This window comes from Amycolatopsis sp. GM8, from assembly GCF_021653975.1.
Classification (GTDB): domain Bacteria; phylum Actinomycetota; class Actinomycetes; order Mycobacteriales; family Pseudonocardiaceae; genus Amycolatopsis_E.
The window spans coordinates 1-5,189 of the sequence record NZ_JAJKFK010000017.1 but is presented as its reverse complement, the minus strand read 5'-3'; the positions used below and the strand labels follow the sequence as shown (position 1 = coordinate 5,189).

Annotated in this window: 3 rRNA genes; all 3 read left to right on the top strand. The window is 57.0% G+C overall.

The window, feature by feature from the left end:
- Nucleotides 1–2: 2 nt before the first annotated feature.
- The 3 genes from LOZ83_RS39620 to rrf all read left to right on the top strand — a co-directional run bounded on the left by LOZ83_RS39620 (nucleotide 3) and on the right by rrf (nucleotide 5,188).
- A 16S ribosomal RNA gene (locus tag LOZ83_RS39620) occupies nucleotides 3–1,521 on the top strand.
- Nucleotides 1,522–1,834: 313 nt separating this feature from the next.
- Nucleotides 1,835–4,934: ribosomal RNA gene (locus LOZ83_RS39615) — 23S ribosomal RNA — on the top strand.
- A 137-nt stretch (nucleotides 4,935–5,071) separates the two neighbouring features.
- Nucleotides 5,072–5,188: ribosomal RNA gene (gene rrf / locus LOZ83_RS39610) — 5S ribosomal RNA — on the top strand.
- Together the 16S, 23S and 5S rRNA genes form the textbook arrangement of a ribosomal RNA operon.
- The last annotated feature ends 1 nt before the right edge of the window (nucleotide 5,189 follow it).

Sequence of the window (5,189 nt, the reverse complement as noted above, 5' to 3'; positions counted from 1 at the left end):
CATTGTTGGAGAGTTTGATCCTGGCTCAGGACGAACGCTGGCGGCGTGCTTAACACATGCAAGTCGAACGCGACCATCTTTGGGTGGTTGAGTGGCGAACGGGTGAGTAACACGTGGGTAATCTGCCCTGTACTTTGGGATAAGCCTGGGAAACTGGGTCTAATACCGGATAGGACCATTCTCTGCATGGGGGGTGGTGGAAAGCTCCGGCGGTATGGGATGAGCCCGCGGTCTATCAGCTTGTTGGTGGGGTGATGGCCTACCAAGGCGACGACGGGTAGCCGGCCTGAGAGGGTGTCCGGCCACACTGGGACTGAGACACGGCCCAGACTCCTACGGGAGGCAGCAGTGGGGAATATTGCACAATGGGCGGAAGCCTGATGCAGCGACGCCGCGTGGGGGATGACGGCCTTCGGGTTGTAAACCTCTTTCGCTAAGGACGAAGCCTTTCGGGGTGACTGTACTTGGATAAGAAGCACCGGCTAACTACGTGCCAGCAGCCGCGGTAATACGTAGGGTGCGAGCGTTGTCCGGAATTATTGGGCGTAAAGAGCTCGTAGGCGGCTTGTTGCGTCTACCGTGAAAACTGGAGGCTTAACCTTCAGCTTGCGGTGGATACGGGCAGGCTTGAGTTCGGTAGGGGAGACTGGAATTCCTGGTGTAGCGGTGAAATGCGCAGATATCAGGAGGAACACCGGTGGCGAAGGCGGGTCTCTGGGCCGATACTGACGCTGAGGAGCGAAAGCGTGGGGAGCGAACAGGATTAGATACCCTGGTAGTCCACGCTGTAAACGTTGGGCGCTAGGTGTGGGCGACATCCACGTTGTCCGTGCCGTAGCTAACGCATTAAGCGCCCCGCCTGGGGAGTACGGCCGCAAGGCTAAAACTCAAAGGAATTGACGGGGGCCCGCACAAGCGGCGGAGCATGTGGATTAATTCGATGCAACGCGAAGAACCTTACCTGGGCTTGACATGCACTGGAAACCGGCAGAGATGTCGGCCCCCTTGTGGCCGGTGTGCAGGTGGTGCATGGCTGTCGTCAGCTCGTGTCGTGAGATGTTGGGTTAAGTCCCGCAACGAGCGCAACCCTTGCCCTATGTTGCCAGCGCGTAATGGCGGGGACTCGTGGGGGACTGCCGGGGTCAACTCGGAGGAAGGTGGGGATGACGTCAAGTCATCATGCCCCTTATGTCCAGGGCTTCACACATGCTACAATGGCTGGTACAGAGGGTGGCGATACCGCGAGGTGGAGCGAATCCCTTAAAGCCGGTCTCAGTTCGGATCGTAGTCTGCAACTCGACTGCGTGAAGTCGGAGTCGCTAGTAATCGCAGATCAGCAACGCTGCGGTGAATACGTTCCCGGGCCTTGTACACACCGCCCGTCACGTCATGAAAGTCGGTAACACCCGAAGCCCACGGCCCAACCCGTAAGGGAGGGAGTGGTCGAAGGTGGGACTGGCGATTGGGACGAAGTCGTAACAAGGTAGCCGTACCGGAAGGTGCGGCTGGATCACCTCCTTTCTAAGGAGCACACATTCCACCAGTCCTCTCCGGAGAACATGGTGGAGTAGCCGGATTGAGGAACCACCTGTGTTCCTGTCCGGATGCTCAAGGAACTGTGGAACTACTGGTAATGGTTACTGGTGTGACTGCGGGTCAGGACTAGTACTACTCACCGTGTGTGGGTGTGGAACGTGTTGGATCCGGTCGGATCGGTGATTGTTCATTGGCACGCTGTTGGGTCCTGAGGCAACACGCTTCGGGGTGTGCACCCTGGTGTTGTTTGTGTGGGTGTGGTGTTTGAGAACTGTAGAGTGGATGCGAGCATCTTTGTGGTCAAGTTGTTATGGGCGCATGGTGGATGTCTTGGCATCAGGGGCCGATGAAGGACGTGGGAGGCTGCGATAAGCCTCGGGGAGCTGTCAACCGAGCTGTGATCCGAGGGTGTCCGAATGGGGAAACCCAGCACCTGTTATGAGGTGTTACCCGCCGCTGAATATATAGGCGGTGTGGAGGGAACGCGGGGAAGTGAAACATCTTAGTACCCGTAGGAAGAGAAAATACTAATGATTCCGTGAGTAGTGGCGAGCGAAAGCGGAGGAGGCTAAACCGGGCACATGTGATACCTGTCAGGGGTTGTGTGTTCGGGGTTGTGAGACCTGCCTTCTCAGATCTGACAGTCTGGGCATGACACCGCATGGTTAGTGGAACGCCTTGGGATGGGCGACCGTAGTGGGTGAGAGTCCCGTACGCGAAAATTGTGTGGGTGTGGTGTGGTGGTGTTCTCGAGTAGCAGCGAGCTCGTGGAATTTGCTGTGAATCTGCCGGGACCACTCGGTAAGCCTAAATACTTCCTGGTGACCGATAGCGGACTAGTACCGTGAGGGAAAGATGAAAAGTACCCCGGGAGGGGAGTGAAAGAGTACCTGAAACCGTGTGCCTACAAGCCGTCAGAGCCGAGCACCCTTGTGGTGTGGTGATGGCGTGCCTTTTGAAGAATGAGCCTGCGAGTTAGTGCTGCGTGGCGAGGTTAACCCGGGTGGGGTAGCCGTAGCGAAAGCGAGTCTGAATAGGGCGTATGAGTCGCGTGGTCTAGACCCGAAGCGGAGTGATCTACCCATGGCCAGGCTGAAGCGCCGGTAAGACGGTGTGGAGGGCCGAACCCACCAGGGTTGAAAACCTGGGGGATGAGTTGTGGGTAGGGGTGAAAGGCCAATCAAACTCCGTGATAGCTGGTTCTCCCCGAAATGCATTTAGGTGCAGCGTCGCATGTTTCGCCACGGGGGTAGAGCTACTGGGTGGCCTAGGGGCCTTACCGGGTTACCGAAGTCAACCAAACTCCGAATACCGTGGTGTGAGAGTGTGGCAGTGAGACGGCGGGGGATAAGCTTCGTCGTCGAGAGGGAAACAGCCCAGAACACCGGCTAAGGCCCCGAAGTGTGTGCTCAGTGGGAAAGGATGTGGGATTGCCCAGACAACCAGGAGGTTGGCTTAGAAGCAGCCATCCTTGAAAGAGTGCGTAATAGCTCACTGGTCAAGTGGTCCTGCGCCGACAATGTAGCGGGGCTTAAGCACACCGCCGAAGCCGTGTCACTACACCAATACTTCTAACGAGGGGTGTGGTGGGTAGGGGAGCGTCCTGCGCCCGGTGAAGCCTCCGTGGAAACGAGGGGTGGAGGGTGTGGGAGTGAGAATGCAGGCATGAGTAGCGAATGCAGAGTGAGAACCTCTGCCGCCGGATGACCAAGGGTTCCTGGGTCAAGTTAATCTGCCCAGGGTGAGTCGGGACCTAAGGCGAGGCCGACAGGCGTAGTCGATGGACAACGGGTTGATATTCCCGTACCCGCGCGTGGTCGACAAGGACGAGGCGCATGATACTAACCACCCAAACCTGTGGCGGTCTTCGGACTAAAACGGGGGAGCGTGGGGCCTGAGTGTGTAGTAGTTGAGTGATGGGGTGACGCAGGAAGGTAGCTCCGCCAGTGAGTGGTTGTACTGGTGTAAGCGTGTGGCCCGTGGGGTAGGTAAATCCGCCCTGCATCAAGGGTGAGGCGTGATGCGTAGCCGTTGTGGTGAAGTAGAGTGATCCTATGCTGTCGAGAAAAGCCTCTAGCGAGAACATGTGTGGCCCGTACCCGAAACCGACACAGGTGGTCAGGTAGAGAATACCAAGGCGATCGGGTGAACTGTGGTTAAGGAACTCGGCAAAATGCCCCCGTAACTTCGGGAGAAGGGGGGCCAATGCACCTGAAGCTCTTGACGGGCTGGGGTGGGTTGGCCGCAGAGACCAGCGGAAAGCGACTGTTTACTAAAAACACAGGTCCATGCGAAGTCGTAAGACGAGGTATATGGACTGACGCCTGCCCGGTGCTGGAACGTTAAGAGGACCGGTTAATCCTTCGGGGTGAAGCTGAGAATTTAAGCGCCAGTAAACGGCGGTGGTAACTATAACCATCCTAAGGTAGCGAAATTCCTTGTCGGGTAAGTTCCGACCTGCACGAATGGCGTAACGACTTTCCGGCTGTCTCAACCACAGGCCCGGCGAAATTGCATTACGAGTAAAGATGCTCGTTACGCGCGGCAGGACGGAAAGACCCCGGGACCTTTACTATAGCTTGGTATTGGTTTTCGGTTCGGTTTGTGTAGGATAGGTGGGAGACTGTGAAGCTGGCACGCTAGTGTTGGTGGAGTCATTGTTGAAATACCACTCTGGTCGGATTGGGAATCTGAACCTACGCCCATGATCTGGGTGAGGGACAGTGCCTGGTGGGTAGTTTAACTGGGGCGGTTGCCTCCTAAAGAGTAACGGAGGCGCCCAAAGGTTCCCTCAGCCTGGTTGGCAATCAGGTGTTGAGTGTAAGTGCACAAGGGAGCTTGACTGTGAGACTGACGGGTCGAGCAGGGACGAAAGTCGGGACTAGTGATCCGGCACCTCCTGGTGGAAGGGGTGTCGCTCAACGGATAAAAGGTACCCCGGGGATAACAGGCTGATCTTGCCCAAGAGTCCATATCGACGGCATGGTTTGGCACCTCGATGTCGGCTCGTCGCATCCTGGGGCTGGAGTAGGTCCCAAGGGTTGGGCTGTTCGCCCATTAAAGCGGCACGCGAGCTGGGTTTAGAACGTCGTGAGACAGTTCGGTCCCTATCCGCCGCGCGCGTAGGAGACTTGCGGAAGGCTGTCCCTAGTACGAGAGGACCGGGACGGACGAACCTCTGGTATGCCAGTTGTCACGCCAGTGGCATGGCTGGTTGGCTACGTTCGGGAGGGATAACCGCTGAAGGCATCTAAGCGGGAAGCCTGTTCCAAGATGAGGTCTCCCACCCCTTTGTGGGTTAAGGCCCCCTAGAGACGATGGGGTTGATAGGCCAGGAATGGACGCACAGTAATGTGTTTTCGAGTTGACTGGTACTAATAGGCCGAGGACTTGCCCACAAAGATCGCTACGCATCCACTCTACAGTCCTGAGACACCACACCCCGTGTGGTTGTTGATAACTGAATGCCGTGTGGAACTACACGGGAATGCTTGAACACACACAGTGTTGTGGCTTGTGGTGTGTTCGTGAGTGTTTCGGTGGTTTTGGCGGTGGGGAAACGCCCGGTCCCATTCCGAACCCGGAAGCTAAGCCCACCAGCGCCGATGGTACTGCACCCGCCAGGGTGTGGGAGAGTAGGACACCGCCGAACT